Annotated in this window: 17 protein-coding genes and 1 pseudogene; 6 read left to right on the top strand and 12 right to left on the bottom strand. The window is 62.8% G+C overall.

What is annotated here, in order from left to right; translation table 11 throughout:
- Positions 1-8: 8 nt before the first annotated feature.
- The 5 genes from CSZ94_RS18245 to CSZ94_RS18265 form a co-directional block, all read right to left on the bottom strand.
- Entirely contained in the window at positions 9-1442 is a 1434-nt protein-coding gene (locus CSZ94_RS18245; RefSeq protein ID WP_102122811.1) for a type II and III secretion system protein family protein, read from the bottom strand.
- 18 nt (positions 1443-1460) lie between these two features.
- Positions 1461-2318, bottom strand: a complete 858-nt coding sequence (gene cpaB, locus CSZ94_RS18250) for a Flp pilus assembly protein CpaB (protein ID WP_102122812.1) — start codon at positions 2316-2318, stop codon at positions 1461-1463.
- A complete protein-coding gene (locus CSZ94_RS18255; protein WP_102122813.1) occupies positions 2315-3688 on the bottom strand; it encodes an ATP-binding protein in 1374 nt (457 codons plus the stop codon). Before CSZ94_RS18255 ends, cpaB begins: the two co-directional genes overlap by 4 nt.
- Before the next feature lie 93 nt (positions 3689-3781).
- The gene (locus tag CSZ94_RS18260) at positions 3782-4315 is read right to left on the bottom strand and encodes an A24 family peptidase (RefSeq protein WP_102122814.1); all 534 of its coding nucleotides are present in this window, start codon (positions 4313-4315) and stop codon (positions 3782-3784) included.
- Positions 4316-4367: 52 nt separating this feature from the next.
- Complete coding sequence (locus CSZ94_RS18265) at positions 4368-4550, bottom strand: Flp family type IVb pilin (RefSeq protein ID WP_102122815.1); 183 nt, start codon at positions 4548-4550, stop codon at positions 4368-4370.
- A gap of 474 nt (positions 4551-5024) precedes the next feature.
- On the opposite strand from CSZ94_RS18265, the gene CSZ94_RS18270 reads away from it, so the two are divergent.
- Positions 5025-6071, top strand: coding sequence for a GGDEF domain-containing protein (locus CSZ94_RS18270; RefSeq protein WP_102122816.1), 1047 nt, complete (start codon positions 5025-5027; stop codon positions 6069-6071).
- Here CSZ94_RS18270 and CSZ94_RS18275 read toward each other — a convergent pair.
- On the bottom strand, positions 6068-7294 hold the full coding sequence (locus tag CSZ94_RS18275) for an HD-GYP domain-containing protein (RefSeq protein ID WP_102122836.1): 1227 nt from the start codon (positions 7292-7294) through the stop codon (positions 6068-6070). The two genes, CSZ94_RS18270 and CSZ94_RS18275, sit on opposite strands and share 4 nt — an antisense overlap.
- Positions 7295-7431: 137 nt before the next feature.
- On the opposite strand from CSZ94_RS18275, the gene CSZ94_RS18280 reads away from it, so the two are divergent.
- Positions 7432-8373 carry a LysR substrate-binding domain-containing protein gene (locus tag CSZ94_RS18280; protein ID WP_102122817.1) on the top strand — a complete coding sequence of 314 codons (942 nt, stop codon included), beginning with the start codon at positions 7432-7434 and terminating at the stop codon, positions 8371-8373.
- A gap of 194 nt (positions 8374-8567) precedes the next feature.
- Positions 8568-12164 carry an indolepyruvate ferredoxin oxidoreductase family protein gene (locus tag CSZ94_RS18285; protein WP_102122818.1) on the top strand — a complete coding sequence of 1199 codons (3597 nt, stop codon included), beginning with the start codon at positions 8568-8570 and terminating at the stop codon, positions 12162-12164.
- 48 nt (positions 12165-12212) lie between these two features.
- On the opposite strand, the gene CSZ94_RS18290 is transcribed toward CSZ94_RS18285, so the two are convergent.
- On the bottom strand, positions 12213-13226 hold the full coding sequence (locus tag CSZ94_RS18290) for a substrate-binding domain-containing protein (protein ID WP_102122819.1): 1014 nt from the start codon (positions 13224-13226) through the stop codon (positions 12213-12215).
- A gap of 433 nt (positions 13227-13659) precedes the next feature.
- On the opposite strand from CSZ94_RS18290, the gene CSZ94_RS18295 reads away from it, so the two are divergent.
- A complete protein-coding gene (locus CSZ94_RS18295) occupies positions 13660-13992 on the top strand; it encodes a hypothetical protein (protein WP_146009840.1) in 333 nt (110 codons plus the stop codon).
- Positions 13993-13999: 7 nt separating this feature from the next.
- Here CSZ94_RS18295 and CSZ94_RS18300 read toward each other — a convergent pair whose 3' ends face one another.
- Positions 14000-15043, bottom strand: a complete 1044-nt coding sequence (locus tag CSZ94_RS18300; protein WP_102122821.1) for an MBL fold metallo-hydrolase — start codon at positions 15041-15043, stop codon at positions 14000-14002.
- 169 nt (positions 15044-15212) lie between these two features.
- Here CSZ94_RS18300 and CSZ94_RS18305 point away from each other — a divergent pair, with 169 nt between their 5' ends.
- Complete coding sequence (locus tag CSZ94_RS18305) at positions 15213-15836, top strand: TetR/AcrR family transcriptional regulator (protein WP_102122822.1); 624 nt, start codon at positions 15213-15215, stop codon at positions 15834-15836.
- A gap of 145 nt (positions 15837-15981) precedes the next feature.
- Here the strand turns inward: CSZ94_RS18305 and CSZ94_RS18310 are convergent.
- Positions 15982-16239 (bottom strand): annotated as a pseudogene (locus CSZ94_RS18310) (exo-alpha-sialidase); the annotation flags it as partial.
- A 304-nt stretch (positions 16240-16543) separates the two neighbouring features.
- Between CSZ94_RS18310 and CSZ94_RS18320 the strand changes: the two are divergent.
- Positions 16544-16855 (top strand): hypothetical protein, encoded by a 312-nt coding sequence (locus tag CSZ94_RS18320; protein WP_070258491.1) that lies wholly within the window; start codon positions 16544-16546, stop codon positions 16853-16855.
- A 9-nt stretch (positions 16856-16864) separates the two neighbouring features.
- Here CSZ94_RS18320 and CSZ94_RS18325 read toward each other — a convergent pair whose 3' ends face one another.
- From CSZ94_RS18325 to CSZ94_RS18335, 3 genes are read right to left on the bottom strand one after another with little or no spacing between them, the layout of a single operon-like run.
- A complete protein-coding gene (locus CSZ94_RS18325; protein ID WP_102122823.1) occupies positions 16865-17155 on the bottom strand; it encodes a 2Fe-2S iron-sulfur cluster-binding protein in 291 nt (96 codons plus the stop codon).
- A gap of 15 nt (positions 17156-17170) precedes the next feature.
- Entirely contained in the window at positions 17171-18319 is a 1149-nt protein-coding gene (locus tag CSZ94_RS18330) for a Gfo/Idh/MocA family protein (RefSeq protein WP_258001068.1), read from the bottom strand.
- A 9-nt stretch (positions 18320-18328) separates the two neighbouring features.
- Positions 18329-19381: a sugar phosphate isomerase/epimerase family protein gene (locus tag CSZ94_RS18335; protein ID WP_102122824.1), complete on the bottom strand. Its 1053-nt coding sequence runs from the start codon at positions 19379-19381 to the stop codon at positions 18329-18331.
- Positions 19382-19412: the final 31 nt, after the last annotated feature.

Here is a 19412-nt window from a genome sequence, read left to right on the forward strand (position 1 = left end):
TCCCCGTCTCATTTCAGCTCGAAACCATGGGCCGCGCGCAGCGGCGGCACGGACGGCGGCGCCAGCGTGCCTTCCATCTTGCCGCCCAACATCAAGTCCGTGCGCGAGGGGGGCGCCAGCTGCGCCGTCGGCAGCACGGCGTCGGCCGGCAAGGGTTTCACCAGGTGCGCGGTAATGACGAACAGCAATTCCGTGCGGTCATGCTGGAAATCCGTGCTGCGAAACAGCGCGCCCAGGATGGGCACTTCGCTGAACCAGGGCACGCCCGTGATATTGCTCACCTGGTTATTCTTGATCAAGCCGCCGATGGCGTAGCTCTGGCCGTCGTACAGCTGCACCGTGGTCGAGGCGCGCCGCGTGGTGATGACGGGCAGGATCGAGCGGCCGCTGACACCGGCGGCGGAAATGCCCACACCCTCGCGCGACAGTTCCGATACTTCCGGCGCCACCTTCAAATTGATGCGTCCGCCCGACAGCACGGTGGGCGTGAAGCGCAGACCGACGCCATACTCGCGCTCTTCCAGCGTGATCTTGTTGTTGTCCTGACCGACGGGAATGAAGATCTTGCCGCCGGCCAAAAAACTGCCCTCTTGCCCGCTGATCGCCATCACCGTCGGTTCGGCCAGGATGCGCACCAGGCCATCCTGTTTCTGCGCCTCGATGGTCAGCTGCTGGCCATTCGACTTGCGCACATCGAACACGCCATTGGCCGTGCCAATGAGGAAATTCGACAGCAAGGTGGTGGCCCAGCTACCAGACGCAAAACGCAGGGTGGCGCCCACTTCCAGGCGCTCCAGCAGCGACTTCGACACTTCGGCAATCTGCACGGCCAGCATCACTTGCTGCGGCGCACTGACGTCGAGCATATTGATGACGCGGCTATTCGCGCCACCCGCGCCGCCACCGGGCACGGTGGCCACCACCGGCAAGGCAGCGCCATCGGCGGGCCTGGGCAGCGCCAGCGGCGGCGTTGCGCGACGCACATAGGCGTGCGCCAGCTCGACGGCGCGCAGCACGGCGCCCGCATCCTGCACCGTGCCCGACAGCACCAGGGTATCGGCCACGGCCGTCACGCGGATGGCTTTTTCTTCCGGCATCAGGGCCGCCAGGGTGGCTTGCAAGCCGGCCGGGTCCATGCTGACGCTGACGTTCACCACGCTGCACACGCCGCTGCGTCCCTGGATGATCATATTCGTGCTGCCCACATCGACACCCACCAGGTACAGGGTGTCGGGTGCCACCAGCATGGCTTGCAGCACGGCCGGATTGCCGACGCTGCGGGCCAGCACTGCCTCGGGCAGGCGCAGCATGCTCGACTTGCCCACCTGCAGCTGCAAGTTGCCGGGTGTCGCCGCTTCTCCGCCGCAGCGCGGGCCAGGATCGGCGGCCGCGCCGGCAAGCGGCAACAGCAGGCAGCACAGTGTCAGCAGGGCGCGGTTCATGAGGGTGTCCATGGTTGGCTAAAAACATTCGCGCGACTGGCGCGTCCCGTCGATGACGCCGCTGCACTGGCGCAGCGGCTCCGGCGGCGCCTTGGCCACGCGTACGGGACGCTGCGCCACGGCCAGCACGGGCGCGGCGGCAGGAGCGGGCTCGTCGGCTTCGTGCGGTCCGCCCAGCAAGGTCAGCTTGGTGGCGCCCGCCGTCACGCCCGGTTGCGGGTCGACCTGGTTGCGCAGCACCAGCGACAAGCTACCCACGCTGCGCGCCAGGTCCAGGTTTTCCGCCTGTTCCGGCGTCACTTCCAGGGTCACCGCATTGACCACGCGCGGCTTGGTCTCGTCACGTCCCACTTCCTGCGCCACGGCCAGCACCAGGATGCGTTCGAGGACGATCTTGGAAATGTTGCGGCTTTGCGGAAACGCGCGGTCGCCGGCATCCTGCTGGGTACTCACGATGATGTCGACATAGTTGCCCGGCAAGGCAAAGCCGGCCACGCCGATCACATCGTTGACGCGCACGGTGATGGCGCGCCGCCCTTCCGTGATCAGGGCCGACAGGCCGCCCAGGGTGCCCACCGGCGCCAGCTTGGCTTCGCTCAGCGGCTCGCCGCGCAGCACGCTGGTTTTCAGCACCCGTCCCGCCAATGTCGCCGGGTCTTGCAGCGCGCCTTGCGGCAAGCTTTCCGCCGGCCATACGGCCAGGCGCAGCATCTCGGGCGTCAGGCGCTGGCCCAGGTTGACATCGCTGGCGGCGACGACGATCTTGCCCTTGCCGGCCGGTGTCTGGCGCAGCAGCCAGTGCGAGGCCAGCAATACGGCCAGCAGGCCCAGCACGACCGCCAGGCCCATCATCAAAAGGGCGCGCCGGTTTTTCATGCGATGCGCTCGCACAGGCTGGCGGCCGGCATGTCGCAGCTGGCAAACAGGCTGCTCCAGGCCTGCTCCAGGGCGACCACCGTCAGGCGCGCTTCGCAGCCGGAAAAACCGGCAAAGTCGCCTATGCGCGCCAGCAATTCCTGCGGATAGCTGGCCAGCAAGGGCCGTCCCTGCGCGCCATGCAGCTGCAGCAGGTGGTTCAGGGCCAGTTCATCGATGGCCATGCCGGCCAGGCGGCATTGCTGGCGGAACAGGGCACGATAGGCGCTCTCGGCCAGCGGCCCCACCTGTACCTTGTAGCCGATGCGGCGCAGCATGGCAGGATCGAACAGCTCGCCCGGCCGCACATTCGTGGCCAGCACCAGGGCGTTGTCGAACGGCACGCTGATCTGCACGCCGCCGGGCAGGCCCAGCTGGTCGCAGCCGCGCGCCAGCGGCTGCATCAGCCGCGTCAGCAGCGCTTGCGCGCCCAGGCGCTGGTGGCCCAGGTCGTCGATGATCAGCATGCCGTTATTGGCCCGCACATGGGGCGGCGCCTGGTAGCAGCCGCCGCTGGCGTCATGGCGCAGCTCCAGCATGCCCGCGTCGAGCTCGGCGCCCACATGGATCACGGGACGCTGGCACAGCACCCAGCGGATGTCGGTGCTGCGCCGCTCCAGCGCCTGACGCGCATGGCTGACATGCTGCGGCGCGGGCGGCAGGTGCTGGGCCGGATCGTACCATTGAATGATGTCCTGGCCGACAAGGATGGCGTACGGCACGGCGACCAGTCCGTGCAGCAATTGGCCCAGTTGCAGCGCCAGGGTCGACTTGCCGCTGCCGGGCGGACCGTACAGCAGCAGCGAGCGCCCCGAATGCAGGGCCGCGCCCACCACGTCGAGCATGCCCGGCCCCGCATGGGCACTGCCCAGCACGGCGGCCAGGTCATCGCTGCCGACGCGCGGTTCCTGCGCCAGCCACGACTGGCGCGCCACCATGGCGCGGTACGCTTCCAGGGTGACGGGGGCGGCGCCAATATACGCGCAGCGCTCAAGGAAGGCGCTGGCGCGCTGCTTGCCGGCCCCCGTCAGCTGGTATTGCACGTCGATATCGGATTCGCCGCGCCAGGCCACTTCGGCCATCTGCTCGGCCACCATGAAATCTAGCACTTCGCGCAAGACATTGAGCGACAGGCGCAGGCGCGTCGTCAGTGCGGACAGGTGCGTCTTGCCGCCCACATACATCAGCTTGGCGATCAGTTCGACCACCAGCGGCCGCTCCAGGCCCGTTTCGCGCAAGCTTTTCGGCTGCGGCGGCAAGGGCGGCATCAGGTTCGCGTCGGCGGGGCGCGGCGCACTCTCGGTGCTCATGGAATAGTCGACCTCGGTCATCCTGTGTCTCCAAGCCGGTTAAGACTGCATTGAACAGAATTCATTCTAGCCAGCGGAAACTGGCGCCCATTGATTCAGAGCAATGAATAACAATCAGAAATAATGCCGCCCTTGCACCGCCAGGCCGCCCAAGGCAATGGCCAGTCCGTACGGCATGTTGCCCACGCTGGCGCCGCTGCCCAGTGCGGCGGGCGCCAGGGGAATGCCGGCCATGCGCGCGATCATTGGCCACAGCAGCTGGCGCAGATTGCCCAGGCAGGCGCGCCACTTGCCCTGGTACGTGATCATCAGCACGGCCATCAGGCCGCCCAGCACAAAGGTGGCGAAACAGATCTGCAGCACGGACCAAGGACCGGCAAAGGCACCCACCATGGCGATCAGCTTGACGTCGCCGGCGGCCATGCCGCGCAGCACGTATAAAGGCAGAAACAGGAAGAAGCCCGTCGCCATGCCGCCCAGCCACAACGATGGCACGCTTTGCGGCCACAGCCACAGGTGCAAGGCCAGCGCGGCGAGGATGCCGGACAGCACCAAACCATTCGGTATCTTGCGGCGTATCAAATCACTGACGGCGGCCCCCGTCACAAAGCACAACAACAGCAGGTCGCACAAGGCAAATGCAGGCATGGCACACCTCCTGAAAAAACCCGCCACCGGCCGGCCAGCGACGGGCACCCGCTTAGGGCGTCAACACCAGGTTCGAGGAAATGTCGGTGAGGACGGCCAGCAAGTTGGTCTTGATCAGCAAGAAACCGGCCGTGATGGCGGTAGCCATCAAGGCCGCAATCAAGCCGTATTCGATTGCCGTAATGCCATCCTCATCATTGACAAACTGCTGTACTGCCGACAGGAAGGTACGCATGACAAGCTCCCAAAAGTGAATCACAAGTCCCTGGCACAATCGGGTGTGAAACAATGCCCATACCTGCTAATATGTTTCCTGCCGTAAATTTCTGCGCCATTGCATTGACTATAAAGTGTCTACGTTTTGGCAAATTGACGCTCCACAAGTTTCCGCACGGAAATTATCAAACCTTGTTGAAATGACGGCTGAAGCAAACAAATGTTGCGATCAGGATTGAAAGCCTTCGTCAACGCAAGTTTTTTGCAATGCAGTGCATGAATCTCATGTATTTACATGAAATATTGCATACGTTAATTGCCTATTAGGCAAAAAGACATTATCCTGCTTAGCTCTTCTTTGGAACGGCCTCTCGCCCTGCGGTACAGAGCGTCATGCCACCAAATAAATCTTGGCTTCTTGTAGACGGACGCGAATTGCTTGACGCAATGTTGGTATGAAGAATCTTGTGTGACTACTTTCCAGAGATCGACAATGGATTCCCTACTGAAACACATGGTGGACATGACGGGGCACCGCGACCACACGATGCTCGACATCTCCGTGATCTCGGCAGTTCAAGAACTCGCTGCCGCGTCGCAGACCCGTGTGCTGGCACTGACCACCGTGCGTGGCCAGGTGTTCGTGCGGTCGCGGGCCATCATCGTGGCGGGCAGCGTGGCCCGCATGGAAGACAATCCCGACCCGGCGCTGCCGGGTGAACCGCTGTCGGACTATCCGGCGCTGGCCGCCTGCATCGCGCGCCATGAAGCGAGCGCCGATACCCTGTGCGCCGACGGCCGCCACCTGCTGTGGCTACCCATCTGGATCGGCGACCAGGTCACCACCTGCCTGGAAATCACCAACCCCACGCCGTACACGGGCGCCACCATCCAGGTGATCGGCGGCATCGTCAGCGTGTACCGCAATTTCCAGAACCTGCTCGACTACAGCGAACGCGATTCGCTCACCGGCTTGTTGAATCGCAAGACCTTCGACGACCAGCTGGCAAAAATCCTGCATAGCCGCGGCGAACCGGAAGCAGACAAGCCGCGCCTCATCGATGAAGAACGGCGCCACCATACGGACACGGAACGGCAATGGCTGGCCGTGATCGACGTCGATCATTTCAAATTGGTCAACGATAAATTCGGCCACCTGTATGGCGATGAAGTGCTGATCCTGATCGCCAACCAGCTGCAATCGTCGTTCCGCGCGCAAGACCGTATCTTCCGCTTCGGCGGCGAGGAATTCGTCGTGCTGCTGCGCTCGATCACCCTGAAAAATGCGCAGAAAATCATCGACCGCTTCCGCACCAATGTCGAGGCGCATGACTTCCCGCAAGTGGGCAGGGTCACCGTCAGCGTGGGCTTCGTCAGCATCAACGCCTACGAGGCGCCCGTCATCATCCTGGGCCGTGCCGACCAGGCCTTGTATTACGCCAAGAGCCATGGCCGCAACCTGGCTTGCCATTACGACGAGCTGGTAGCGAAAGGTTTATTAACGACCATCGCCTCGAACGATACCGCAGAATTTTTCTAGGCATCCGCCAGCGATAAAAAGCGCATGGGATCAACCTGCCACTTGGCAGCGGACTCATGGCCGACGATCTTGTCGCCGCCGCCGAAGCCGAAGCCGCGCGACAGGTCGACTGTCTCGGGCTTGATGTAGGCATTGCTCTTCGTACTGAAAAATACATTCACCTTCGGCGCCAGCAGATTGCTCTCGTGCGCCTCGATGACGACGGCCAGGCGGCCCGATTCCAGCATCACCATGGTGCCGACCGGATAGATCCCCACGCAGCGCATGAAATCCTGCGCAAACACGGGATTGAAATGGAATTTGCTCCACTCATAAATCTTGCGCAAGGCTTCGGCGGCGGCGATGCCCTTGTGATAGCTGCGGTCGGACGTCAGCGCGTCATACACGTCGACAATGGCGGCCATCTGCGCCAGCTCGCTGATGGCGTCACCGGCCAGCTGGTCCGGGTAGCCGCTGCCGTCGCGCCGCTCATGGTGGTGCAGGGCGATGTCGAGGGGAATGGCGCCCAGCTCGGGCGAGCGGCGCAAGATATCGTAGCCATCGCGCGGATGGCGCTTGATCAGGGCAAATTCTTCCGGCGTCAGAGGGCCGGGTTTGTTCAGCACGCTGTCGGGCACCAGCGCCTTGCCCGTGTCGTGCAGCAAGCCGCCCAGGCCGGCCTGGTGCGTGGTGGCCCCATCGACGCCCCGCGAGCGGCAAAACGCCACCAGCAGCGCGCACACGCTGACGGAATGCAAGAAGGTGTAATCGTCCTTGTTCTTGATGCGCAACAAGCCGACGAGGGCGCCGGGATTGCGCAAGATCGATTCGGTGATATCTTGCACCGTGTGCTGCACGCGGTCGATCTCGGCGGCCTTGCCCAGGCGCACATCGGCCATCACCGTGCGCACCAGACTCGATGCCTGCTGCCGCACCTGCGTGGCGCGCGCCAGTTCCATGCCCAGCGACACGCGCGTGACTACCTGCGGCGGGGTGGCGATCTGCACCAGTTCGCGTTCCGTATCGGCCTGCGCCTGCGCCACCGTGGGCGCATCCTGCACATCGAGGCCCTTGCCGCTGTCGATCACCACGTCATGGATGCCGGCCTGCAAGATCTTGCGGATTTCATCATCGCTGCGCAACAGAAAACGATTGCGCACGAACGGATGCGTCATCCAGTCGCAGCTGAGGTCATGGACGTACATGCCCACTTTTAATTGAGACGAATCAACTTTCTTGAGCATGCTGTCATCCCACAAATACGCGTCTGGAGCACCGAAGGCGCTAGAATGAGTATAACAAAATTGTTATTCTGCTGGCCGCGTTCGGCGCTGCGGCGCAACATTCTGTTTTTTCCGCTCACCGCACCGCTTTGGGACCCATGGAACTGCGCCAATTACGCTACTTTGTTGCCATCGTCGACCACGGCTCGCTGTCGCGCGCGGCCCTGATCCTGCATGTGGCGCAGCCAGCCCTGACGCAGCAGCTGCGCCAGCTGGAAGAAGAACTGGGCGTGCAGCTGCTGCACCGCTCGGCCCAAGGCGTGCTCAGCACGGACGCGGGCAAGGTGTTTTACGAACACGCGCAAGCGATCCTGAAACAGGTGACCGACGCCCGCTCGGCCGTCACGCAAAGCGCCACGCGGCCGTCCGGCAATGTCACCCTCGGCTTGCCGCACAGCATCTCCGGCGCCCTGGCCCTGCCCTTGCTGCTGGCCGCGCGCGAACGCTACCCCGAAATCACCCTGCAGCTGACGGAAGAAATCACGGGTAACCTGAACGAACAATTGAAATCGGGCCGCATCAACCTGGCTGTGCTGTTCGACGATGGCCAGCTCACGCCCTTTGCCTGCAGCCCGCTGGTGGAAGAAGAGATGCGTTTTATCTGCCGCAGCGATTCGCCGTTCGCGCCCGCCGGCCATGCCGTGTCGTTCCCGCAGGCACTGAGCGCCACCCTGATCCTGCCGGGCCTGCAGCATGGCGTGCGTCCGCGCATCGACAGCCGCGCGCGCGAACTGGGCCTGGAGACGGCGAACGTGATCGAGATCAACTCGATCGCCATCCTGAAATCGGCCATCCTGGCCGGCATGGGTGCCACCATCTTGCCGGCCGCGCCCCTGCTGGCCGAACTGGACAGCGGCGCCATGCGCAGCTATGCCATCCACAGCCCCGTGCTGTCGCGCACGGTGGCCCTGTGCGCGTCGAAGAATATTCCCCTGACGAATGCGGGCAACGCCGTAAAAAACCTCGTGCTGCAAGTGGCCGCCGAGCTGTGCGGCAGCGGGCGCTGGGTGGGGGCGCATGTGCTCTCGCCCATGGCATAAGTATTTCTTATACCCCCATCGCCAAAGCGTATTTGCCCACGCTCCTGTCTCGTTCTACACTGAGTAGATTAACTATTTTAAATTTAAAATAGTTATGTGCCGCCCACACGCGGCCATCCCGTCTGCACAGCGCGCGCCTTACCGGGCGCCCCCCTTGTACAGCCGTCATCTGAAACACCCTTTTGGAGACAGCCATGTCCGTGACCACGGAAAACGGCTCCGCAGCGTTCGCTAGAAACGCCGGTGCCGCGCCATCTACGCCCCCCGACACATCCCGTTTGACCAGCGTCAGCCTCGACGACAAATACACGGCCACTTCCGGCGCCATCTTCCTGTCCGGCATCCAGGCTCTCGTGCGCCTGCCCATGATGCAGCGTCTGCGCGACCAGGCCGCCGGATTGAATACGGCCGGCTTCATTTCCGGCTACCGCGGTTCGCCGCTGGGCGGCCTCGATGAAAATCTGTGGAAAGCCAAGCAGCAACTGGAAGCGCACCACGTGCAGTTCGTACCCGGCGTCAACGAAGACTTGGCTGCCACGGCCGTCTGGGGTTCGCAGCAGGTAGACCTGATCGGCCCGGCCAAGTACGACGGCGTGTTTGCCATGTGGTACGGCAAGGGCCCGGGCGTGGACCGCTGCGGCGATGTCTTCAAGCACATGAACCATGCGGGCACCTCCAAATTGGGCGGCGTACTGCTGGTGGCTGGCGACGATCATGGCGCGTATTCGTCGACCCTGCCGCACCAGTCCGACCATTTGTTTTCCGCCTCGATGATCCCCGTCTTGTACCCGTGCAATGTGCAGGAATACCTGGACCTGGGCATCCATGGCTGGGCCATGTCGCGCTTTTCCGGCTGCACGGTGGCCTTCAAGGCCCTGGCCGACACGGTCGAATCGTCGGCCTCCATCGATGCCGACCCCTTCCGCGTGGAAGTCAAGATTCCACAAGATTTCCTCATGCCCGAAGGCGGCCTGAACGCGCGCCTGTCGAGCATTCCGCTGGGCCAGCAGGCGCGCAACCAGGAAGCGCTGATGCAGGACTACAAAATTTATGCAGCCCTGGCCTACGCGCGCGAAAACAAGCTCAACCACACCACCATCGACAGCCCTAACGCCAAGCTGGGCATCATCGCGTCCGGCAAGTCCTACCTCGACGTGCTGGAAGCGCTGGAAGAGCTGGGCATCGACGAGCAGATGGCGGCCGACGTCGGCATGCGCCTGTTCAAGGTGGCCATGCCGTGGCCGCTGGAACCGGACAGCGTGCGTGAGTTTGCGCAAGGTCTCGATGAAATTCTCGTGGTAGAAGAGAAGCGCCAGATCGTCGAATACCAGTTGAAAGAACAACTCTACAACTGGCGCGACGATGTGCGCCCTAGAGTCATCGGCAAGTTCGACGAAAAAGGCGAATGGGTGGCGCCACGCGGCGAATGGCTGCTCACTTCCAAGGCGGATTTTTCCGTCTCGCAAGTAGCGCGTGTCATCGCCAGCCGCATCGCGCGCCTGATTTCCGATCCCGTTACCTGCGACCTGATCAAGGCACGACTGAGTTTCCTCGACGCCAAGGATGCCGTCCTGAAAAAGGCCGTGAACACGCCGTTCCGCCCCGCGTTTTACTGCTCCGGTTGCCCGCACAACACCTCGACCAAGGTGCCCGACGGCAGCCTGGCGCTGGCCGGCATCGGCTGCCACGTAATGGCCACCTCGATTTACCCGGAAATGAACAAGCTGACCACGCACATGGGCGGCGAAGGTGCGCCATGGATCGGCCAAGCCGCGTTTTCCACACTGCCACACGTCTTCCAGAACCTGGGCGACGGCACGTATTTCCACTCCGGTTACCTGGCCATCCGCGCCGCGCAGGCGGCCAAGGTGAACATCACCTATAAAATTCTCTACAACGACGCCGTCGCCATGACGGGCGGCCAGCCCGTGGACGGTTTGATTACCGTACCGATGATGGCGCAGCAGGTGGCGGCCGAAGGCATCGCCCGCATCGCGCTGGTGACGGAAGATTTATCGCGCTACAGCGACCGCAGCAACCTGCCCGCCCACGTGACCTTGCACGACCGCAAGGACATGGATGCCGTGCAGCGTGAATTGCGCGAAGTGCAAGGCGTGTCCGTGCTGATCTACGACCAGACCTGCGCGGCCGAAAAACGCCGCCGCAGGAAAAAGGGCGAGTATCCGGACATTGCCAAACGCATGGTCATCAACGACGCCGTCTGCGAAGGCTGCGGCGACTGCGGCGTGCAGTCGAATTGCGTGTCGATCTTGCCGAAGGAAACGGAATTTGGCCGCAAGCGCAGCATCGACCAATCCTCGTGCAACAAGGATTACTCGTGCGCCAAGGGCTTTTGCCCCAGCTTCGTCACCGTCGAAGGCGGCAGCCTGAAGAAAACCAAGACGGGCGCCGGCAAGCCAGGCGAGACGGACAACTTCGGCCCGCTGCCGGAACCTACCCTGCCCGCTTGCGACGCGCCGTACAACATCCTGATTAACGGCATCGGCGGCACGGGGGTCATCACCGTGGGCGCCCTGATGGGCATGGCAGCCCACCTGGAAGGCAAGGGCGCCTCCGTGCTGGACATGACGGGCATGTCGCAAAAGAACGGTTCCGTCACCTCGCACGTGAAAATCGCCAAGTCGCCGGCGCATATCCGCGCGCAGCGCATCGCCACGGGCGAAGCGGACCTGATTCTAGGCTGCGACATGCTGACTGCCGGCGCGCAGGATGCCGTGTCGAAAATGCGTCCGGGCCGCAGCCTGGCCGTCGTCAACCTGCACGAGCAACCACCGGGCACGTTTGCGCAAAATGCCGACTGGCAATATCCAACAGCGGAAGTGCGCCAGCTGATCGAGGAATCCGTGGGCGGCGCCGACGCGGCCGACTTCATCGACGCCACAAAACTGGCGACGGCGCTGATGGGCGACTCGATTGCCGCCAATCTGTTCATGCTCGGTTACGCCTGGCAAAAAGGTCGCATCCCGTTGACGGAAGCAGCGCTGCTGCGCGCCATCGAATTGAATGGCGTGGGCATAGCGTCGAACAAGAAAAGCTTCCTGTGGGGCCGCCGCGCCGCCGTCGACGTGCGCAAGGTAACGCAGATCGCCACGCCGTCGCAAGCCATCCTCGTGCAAATGCCGCAAAGCCTCGATAGCGTCATCAAGAAACGCGTGGAGTTCCTCACCGCGTACCAAAATGCGGCATATGCGGATGGTTATCTGACCCTGGTCAAACAGGTACGCGAGCGCGAAAATACCCTGGGACTGGGCCAGAAGCTGTCGACCGCCGTGGCCAAGAGCTACTTCAAATTGCTGGCCTACAAGGACGAATATGAAGTGGCGCGCCTGTACACGGATGGCCGTTTCGTGGAGCAATTGCAGCAACAGTTCGAAGGGAATTTCTCCGTGAAATTCAACCTGGCGCCGCCGCTGTTTGCGAAGAAAGATGCGAAAGGGCATCTGGTGAAAGCGGAGTTCGGTTCCTGGATGTGGCGTGCCTTCAAGCTGTTGGCGAAAGCCAAGGGTTTGCGCGGCGGCACGTTTGACATCTTCGGTTATACCGACGAGCGCAAGATGGAACGCGCCCTGATCGTCGACTATCGCGAACTGCTGGCCGGCCTGCTGGTCAACCTGACGGCGGAGAACCTGGCTACCTGCGTGGAACTGGCGACCCTGCCCGAGAAAATCCGCGGCTTCGGCCACGTCAAGGAAGCCGCCGTCGCCACGTATCGCCAGGACAAGGCGAGATTGCTGGCGGTGCTGGCCGATGGAAGCAAGCACGCGGCCTAGCAAACCGGTGGGGCAATGAAAAACGCAGAGCCTCGGCTCTGCGTTTTTTTATGCATCCGCGCAGCGTCCCACCGTCGCTCCCGGCAACAGCACGGGTTGCCAGATTTCCTGCAGCTTTTCCGGCGGCGTACCGACCAGCAATGATTGCAGCATCTCGACCATCTTGGCGCCGGCGCGGCGCAGGTCGGGCTGGGCTATCGTGGTGACGTTGATGCCGATCAAGGTGTCTTCCACATTGCCCCAGACGATGACGGAGACTTCCTTGCCGATCTCGATGCCTGCATCCATCAGCGCGCGCACCACGCCCACGCCGGACAGATGATTGTCGACGATGACGGCCGTGGGACGGGGCGAGCAAGCCAGCAACTGCTGCATGGCCTGGTAGCCGCTGCGGCGGTCGAAGGTATGGTCGAGCAGATAGCGGGTATCGAGCTGCAAGCCCGCCTGCGCCATGCAGCGGATAAAGCTTTCCTTGCGCTCGTAGGCGAAATGCAAATCCAGCGGCGCACTCAACAACGCGATGCGTTGGTGGCCATGCGCGGCCAGGAAGGACACGGCCAGGTCGATGCCCGTGTCGTTGTCGTAGTCAAAATACGCGTACGGCGCGTCGATGCGCGTGCGGCCATTCGCCACAAAGGGAAAGCCCACCTTCGTCAGGTAGGCGATGCGTTCATCGACCACTTTGGTGCGGCCCACCACCAGGCCATCGACCTGACGCCCGCGCACCATGGTTACATAAGAGGGCTGTTCGTTCTGCGGCGACACGGGGGCGATGATGAGGCTCATCTTCGACGCTTCGACGGCGTCGGACATGCCATTCACCACGGAAAGAAAGACGCTGTCGCCCAGGTCGCTGGGCAGCAGGGGATAGATCATGCCCAGCACATTGGTACGGCCGACGGCCAGGCTGCGCGCCAGCGGGTTGGGCCGGTAGCCGACTTTCTTGGCGGCGGCCAGGACGATTTCACGGGTGCGGGAATTGACTTCCGGATAGCCGTTCAACGCCCTGCTGACTGTCGTTTTCGACATACCGAGGGCAATTGCGAGGCTCTTGAGATTCATGTTAACTACCTGTTTGTATGGCAAAAGAAACCAACTCTGACCGTCAATTATAGCCCAGAGCGCCAAGCAGGCCGCGCATTACCGTGCGCCACAATGGTAAAAAAAACAACAACATATTGACACTCTGGAAAGTAGCTTTTACAGGCGGCTGTTTTTGCCACATCCCCAGCGTGGCATTGGCCGTGGCATGCTCACAATGGCTGCAAGCGACAGCGAGTACTCACTTTAACAAGGATGCCGCCAGCTTCGGCATGCCGGTTTGGCCACCCAGGAAGCGCACGCTAAAATTATCAATAAAGCATAATTAGCTGGAACTATGCGAGAATTTGTCCTACTCTTGATTCAGGTAAAGATTACCTGCAGACAGTCGCGCCACCCGGCCTGACCTTTCCTCTTCTGCGCACGCCTGGACATACTTTCAAAGGTGAACAATGTGGTCACGCTAACGTCCGTCAACAATCTGCAAGCCTCGCTGGCCACGGCGCAGCGACGCGTCGAGCAAGGCCAGAACCAGGTGCAACGCGACAGCGAACAGCTGGCGCAAAGCCGCCAGTCGCTGGCGCGGGAACAGGAATCGCTGAGCCAGACGCAGCGCAGCAGCCAGCAAGGCCAAGCCGAGGCCCCGGCCGCCGTCAAGGCGCCGCAGCTGGACCAGGCGATCAAGGTGGCCGTGCCACAACAAGCAGCCCCCGCCGCGCCGAAAAGCACGCCCCAGCTGAACAGCTATGGCCAGACCCTGGGCCGCCTGATCGACGTGACAGCGTAAAGCCAGCTTACTTCGCCATTTCCTCTTCCAGCATCGCCAACCACCATTTTTTACCCTTCTGCGGCTGCGTCAGGTCGACCGCCTCGCCCATCTGCGGCGTGGCCAGGTTCACGCCCTGCTTCGCCGCCAGCCCCGTGATGCGGTCGAACGGTTCATGCCAGGCATGTAAACCCAGGTCAAAGGTGCCGTTATGCACGGGCATCAGCCATGCGCCGCGCAAGTCCAGGTGGGCTTGCAGGGTTTCCTCCGGCTGCATGTGCACGTCCGGCCACAGCTTGTCATACGCGCCCGTTTCGATCATGGTCACGTCAAACGGCCCGAACTTGTCGCCGATCTGCTTGAAACCGTCGAAATAGCCGGAGTCGCCGCTGAAAAACACGCGCACGTCGGGCGCGTCGATGACCCACGACGCCCACAGGGTTTGATTGCCATCAAACAAGCCGCGTCCCGAGAAATGTTGTGATGGCGTCGCCACCAGTTTCACGCCAGCAATTGTCGTGTCCTGCCACCAGTCAAACTGCTGCACCTTGGCGGCCGGCACGCCCCAGGAAATCAGGGTATCGCCCACGCCCAGCGGTGTGACGAAGTGCTCGGCCTTGGCGGCCAGTTGCAGCACGGCGGCATGGTCGAGGTGATCGTAATGGTCGTGCGACAGGATCACGGCCTTGATCGGCGGCAAGTCAGCGATGCTGATGGGCGGCTGGTGGAAACGTTTTGGACCCGCCCATTGCACGGGCGAAGCGCGCTCGGAAAACACGGGGTCGGTGAGGAAGAACTCGTTGTTGAGTTTGAATAGCAGGGTCGAGTGGCCGAGGCGAAACAGGCTGTTGTCGGGTGCGGCCAGCAACTGCGCCTGGCTCAAGGCTTGCACGGGTACGGCTGCTGCCGGCACCGTGCTGTCTGGCTTATCAAAGAGAAATGTCCACATCAGCTTGAGCGTTGCTGCCATGCCCAGCTTGTGCATAGTCACGGGATTGCGGAACTTGCCTTCGAGGCGTTGTGGCGATTCAGTCGGCGCGGCAGGCGCGGCGCGCAAGGTGCAAGAACTCATGATGATCAGGACTCCCAGAAAGAAAAGACGACGTGCGACTCGGTGCAAGTGCATATGCGGCCCGGCAAAGAATAAACAAGGATTAAATTACACTACACAGTGTAGTTCCTATCTCAAGCAAAGTAAACCAAGAGGTGTAAAATATTGTTTTCAAAGGAGATTTCCCGCCATGGCCGCACCGCAACGCCTCACCGACCGCAAGCGCGTCGCCATCGTCGATGCCGCCATCGCCGAGTTTCGCGAGCACGGTTTTGACGCGACCAGCATGGACAAGATCGCTGCCACGGCTGCCGTTTCCAAGCGCACCGTGTACAACCATTTCCCCAGCAAGGACGAGCTGTTTGCGGAAATCCTGCAGCGCCTGTGGGAAAGCAGCGTGGCCCAGCCAGCCGTCCCCTATGTTGCCGACCAGCCGCTGCGCCCGCAGGTGCTGGCCCTGGTCGAGCAGAAAATGGTCTTGCTATGCGACGCAGCATTCATCGACCTGGCGCGCGTGGTATTTGGCGAAACCATCCACTCTCCCGAGCGGGCGCAAGCCATGGTGGCACGCCTGAATGAAAAGGAAACGGGCCTGAATATCTGGATCCGCGCGGCGCAGCAAGATGGCCGCATCAAGGCGGGCGAGACGCTGGAAGTGGCGCACCTGCTGATGTCGCCACTGAAGACCTTTGCCTTCTGGCCGCAGATCACCCTGGGTGAGCCTCTGCTGGGCCCGGTACGCCGGCGCGAGGTGACGGAACTGGCCGTCGATATCTTCCTGTGCTACTACGGCGTGGCAAAACAGACGGCATAAACGGGCGGCAAGTAGGCAGAGATAGTCTGCCAATGCTCGCTCTCATCGCCGGAATACCAGGCGCCGCCCGTGGTCCAGGCCATCAGCAGGCTGCGCCCATCGTCGGCCAGCGCCAGCCCGTGACGATATACCAGCCAGATGCCGTTATGGTGCCCGCCCACAGCACGCCGGGCTGGTCCGCGCCGCCGGCCGCCAAGGACCAGACCTGCTGCAGGGTCCAGGCGATGGTGTCGCTGCTATTTTCCGGCTTGGCGGGATAGGCGGACACGGCGACTTCTTGCCATGTGGTACTACCCGCATCGAGCCGGTGCAGCTTGGCGCCGAGGTGCCCCAGGTTCAGGGCCGCGTACAGGGTGCCGTCGCGGCTATCGTGCAGCAGCATGGAGACGGGATCGCCGGCAAACTGCGCCAGCGCCAGTTACCAGGCGCCGGCCGCATCGACATCGATGAAGATCACCACGTTGGGACGCCAGGCCCCCTGCTCGTCGAGCACGTCAGCACGCAAACGCGGCATCGAGGGCGGCGCGCAACCGTGGCACGGCCACGTCCACTGTGGGAAGGTTCATAAAATGTGCCAATTGTTGTGTAAAATGCAAGTTCGCCATGCTGCCTTCGACGTCATCGGCCTGGACGCATTCTAGTCCGCTTTGCCGACGATACAATGGCGCATGCCCTAAAATACAGGCAAGCAGACAAGGAGGCCAGGCATGACGATTACCCCGGAAGAATTAGCGGTGCTGATGCAGGAAGTGGAAGTGGCCGATCCCATCGATTTTGCCGACCTGCCGTTCGACGAGCAGGAATTGCGCGGCCTGATCGCCAACCACCTGTGCGAGATGGCCGATGCGATGGAAAGTTTCAGCCCGGAAGACCGCAACCTGGCCTTGCTGGCCGTGGCCGCCAAGCTGGTGCTGGAAAACCTGGTGCTGCACGTGCAACTGCTGCGCCGCCACGGCTTGCCCGTAAGCGACAGCGTGGACGCGCTGCTGCAGCGCCTCAAGGGCGGCAAGCCGTCCTGAAGCAGGCAGTCAAACGCCCGTGCGCACGGCGCGGGCCTGGATGGTGATATCGCTTTCCGCCACGGCCACACAGGGCAGCATGTAGCCGTCGAGCCGTTCATCGGGGCTGATGCCGGGCCAGTCCACCGTGTAGCGTATCTTTCCTTTGGGCATGTGGCACAGGCAGCTACGGCAGGTGCCGTTGCGGCAGGAACTGAGCAGGCGGAGGCCTGCCAGCTCGGCGGCAGCCAGCACGGTGGTGCCGGCATCTGCCGGGAATTGCCAGCCTTGCGGAAGGACGGTGATAGTAAAGGAGCGCATGCCCCAGTGTAACAGTCAGCTTGCCAGCGTCGTCCACTGCGCGCCCGCCGCATGGCTGCGCAGCACGGCTTCCGCAAAGGCCAGGCCCGCCACGCCATCGGTCACCGTCGGCAGCCAGCTGGCTTCCTCGGGCACGGGCAAGCCCGCTTGCAGGGCGCGGATGGCCAGGGCCGCATCCAGGTATAGCTGGGCAAACGCTTCCAGATAGCCTTCCGGATGGCCGGCCGGCACGCGCGTGGCGTGGCGCGCGGCTGCACTGTCGACCCGGCCCGGGCGCAGCAGCTGGCGGTTGCCGCCCTGCGGCGTAAACCACAGCGCGTTCGGTTGTTCCTGGTCAAAGTCCAGCTGCGCCTTGCTGCCGAACAGGCGCAATCGCACCGTGTTTTCGCAACCGGTCGCCACCTGGCTGGCCCACAGGGTTCCCTTGGCGCCATTCGCATAGCGCAGCATCACCTGTACGTGGTCGTCCAGGGTGCGGTTCGGTACAAAAGTCGACAGTTCCGCCAGCACGGCGTGCGGCGTCAGTCCGCTGACGAATTGCGCCAGGTGGTACGCATGCAAGCCCACGTCCAGCAGGGTGCCGCCGGGGCCGGCCTTGTGCGGGTCGTTATGCCAGTTGCCTTCGCTCATGCCACCGGCCGCAATCGCGTCGGCCAGCCAATCCTGCGAATACTCGACTTGCACGAGGCGCAGCTCGCCGATCTCGCCCGCCTCGACCATGGCTTTCGCGTGGCGCAACAGCGGATAGCCGCTGTAGGTATGCGTGAGCGCAAACAGCAGATTTTTGCGTTGCGCCAGCGCCGCCAGCGCCTGCCCCTGCGCCAGCGATATGCCCAGCGGCTTGTCGCAGATCACGTGGATGCCCGCTTCCAGGAACGCCGTGGCGACAGGCGCATGCAAGTGATTCGGCGTGACGATGGCCACGGCCTCGATGCCGTCCGCGCGGGCAGCTTCCGCCTGCGCCATGGCGCGGTAATCGCAATAGCTGCGCTCGGGTGCCAGGTGCAGCGCGGCGCCGCTGTCGCGCGCGCGCGCCGGGTCCGACGACAGGGCGCCCGCCAGCAGTTCGTACTGGTCGTCGATGCGCGCCGCGATGCGGTGTACGGCGCCGATGAATGCGCCCTGCCCGCCCCCTACCATGCCCAGCCGCAAGCGTCGCTGCATATCGTCTCCCTATTTCAAGCCAAGCAAGTGATGGATTTGATCCTGCTCAACCGCACTGCCCGCGAAATCGTCGAACGCCCGTTCGGCCACGTGGATGATGTGCTCGCGGATGAAACGCGCCCCTTCGGCCGCCCCGTCTTCGGGATGCTTCAGGCAGCATTCCCACTCCAGCACGGCCCAGCCGGGAAAGTCGTATTGCGCCATCTTCGAGAAAATCGCATTGAAATCGATCTGCCCGTCGCCCAGCGAGCGGAAGCGCCCGGCCCGGTCTTGCCAGTCGCCATAGCCGCCATACACGCCCTGGCGCCCGTTGGGACGGAATTCCGCATCTTTTACATGAAAGGCCTTGATGCGCGCATGGTAAATGTCGATGAAGGCCAGGTAATCGAGCTGCTGCAGCACGAAGTGGCTGGGATCGTACAAAATCGAGGCGCGCGGGTGATCGTTGACGGCGGCCAGGAAGCGCTCGAAGGTCACGCCATCGTGCAAATCCTCGCCCGGATGCAGTTCATAGCAGAGGTCCACGCCAGCCGCGTCAAACGCATCGAGGATGGGCAGCCAGCGTTTCGCCAGTTCCGCGAATGCCGTCTCCACCAGGCCTGCGGGGCGCTGCGGCCACGGATACAGGTAGGGCCAGGCCAGCGCGCCGGAAAACGTCACGTGCGCCGTGAGACCCAGGCGTTGCGAGGCGGTAGCGGCCCACAGCAACTGCTGCGTGGCCCAGGCCGTGCGAGCAGCAGAGTCGCCACGCACGTGCTCTGGCGCAAAACCGTCGAACAGGGCGTCGTAGGCTGGATGCACTGCGATCAGCTGGCCCTGCAAGTGCGTCGACAATTCCGTCACCTGCAAGCCATGGCGCGCCAGCAGGGCCTTGACGTCGTCGCAATACTGCTGGCTCTTGGCCGCTTGTTCCAGATCAAACAAGCGCGGCGCCGTGGGCAGCTGCAAACCCTTGTAGCCCAGGCCGGCCGCCCACTGCGCCAGGTGTTCGAGCGAATCGAACGGCGGCGCATCGCCGAGAAACTGGGCCAGGAAAATGGCCGGGCCCTGGATGGTTTTCATATCAATGTCCTGTTAGCTGAAAGCCGGGGTC

Source organism: Janthinobacterium sp. ROICE36 (genome assembly GCF_002869965.1).
Lineage (GTDB): Bacteria > Pseudomonadota > Gammaproteobacteria > Burkholderiales > Burkholderiaceae_D > Janthinobacterium.